Consider the following 1,575-nt stretch of genomic DNA (forward strand, 5'->3'; position numbering starts at 1 on the left):
CGCTATCGCCTATCTCTGTTCGCCGCCGAGCGAGTCGCCGGCGAGTTGACTCGAATCCTCTCGGTTGGTCGCGTCATCGGAAGCCGGGGCAGAGTCGAGGCTGCGCTGCTGGGCATCAGCCGCGGCCGGACGAGAGTTGCGTGCACCGAGAAATCACGTCGACTCGGTCGTAGTTGCTCGGACTCCACGCGCTGCGCGTTCGCTAACGTGGGCAAGAGGACTTACATCGCGGAATGGGGGATCCGTGCGGTTTAACCGGTTAGTCGTGTCAAACTTGCGTGCAGTCGACCGATTCGAAGTTTCTGATCTATCAAGCTTCGTAGTGATCGCGGGTCAGAACGGCTCGGGGAAATCTTGCGTCTTCGACGCAGTGAGACTTCTCAAGTCGCTCTACGGCGGGTACGCCGCGAATGAATACCACCAGTGGTTTGGTGAGTTCGCGATCAACCTCCAAGATCGCAAGGCGCTACGGAGGATGTTCCGCGATCCCAGTCGACCTCTCGAGGTTCGAGCTCAGCTGGAGCTTTCCAGTGCCGAGCTCGAGTACATCCGGAGAAACGTCACGGAACTAGCTTTCCCTGTTGCATGGCAGCAGGTCACTGGGCAGCCCACCGACCACTGGAGCTTCAGTCGCGTATCGGTCGCGACTCAGATCGCAGCTCTTCGCCCTCAGATCGATGCCGTCGTGCAGGAGTTCGCCACCGCTGTACAGAACGCTGCAGCGGTCCAGGAACTTGCGGTCCTGATCCAGCCGACCGGCGAGCTCTTGGTCGAGCGCTCCGTCATTGCTCAACTTGCGTTTCAAACTTATGCACCCGAATCGCTCGGAACGATCGAGTACCACAGCGCCTCACGGGCATACACCCGCCAAGATGTCGGTGGTATCAACTTGGACAGTCGCGCGTTCCAAGATCAGCGGCGGCAGTCGAGCCTCTACAACTGGCAAGCCAAGTATCAGAACGTAAAAACAGAGCTTGCATCGAGCTACATCCGGGACCTCATCGCTCGCGAGTCTGGTGTCGAATTAGGAGAGGAAAGCATCAACGAAACGCTCTCCGAACTCTTTAGGACGTTCTTCCCAGATAAGAGGTATGACGGCGTGCGGCCACTCGACGGCGGCAGCCTAGAGTTTCCCGTCTTCTTTCCCGGCGGTGGATCGCACGATATTGACGAACTTAGCTCTGGCGAGAAGGAGATTCTCTACGGCTATCTACGTTTGCGAAACGCCACCCCACGAGGATCGATCATCTTGCTCGATGAGCCGGAACTTCACCTTAATCCCGGGCTTCTGCATGGATTCGCTGACTTCTACTACCGACATCTTGGAGTAGCTCAGGATAACCAACTGTGGCTGGTAACCCACTCGGACACCCTGCTTCGCCAAGCGGTCGGAAACTCGAACTATCGCGTCTTCCATATGACCACGGCATCGACAGCCGGGTTTGAGGTCAATCAGGCGAATCCGATTCACCTAAACGACGAGCTCGACAGAGCAGTATTTGACCTGGTTGGCGATCTTGCTGCTTATCGTCCGACAGCGAAGGTGGTGATTCTCGAGGGCGAGGCCGAAGGGGG

General features: G+C 57.6%; 1 protein-coding gene. It reads left to right on the forward strand.

Translation table 11 applies throughout. The features are described 5' to 3' along the window. Positions 1–265: 265 nt before the first annotated feature. A partial coding sequence (locus tag ASG00_RS07335; RefSeq protein ID WP_156456219.1) for an AAA family ATPase occupies positions 266–1,575 on the forward strand: 1,310 nt, incomplete at its 3' end.

Origin of the sequence: Microbacterium sp. Leaf351 (genome assembly GCF_001423825.1) — a bacterium.
Classification (GTDB): domain Bacteria; phylum Actinomycetota; class Actinomycetes; order Actinomycetales; family Microbacteriaceae; genus Microbacterium; species Microbacterium ginsengisoli.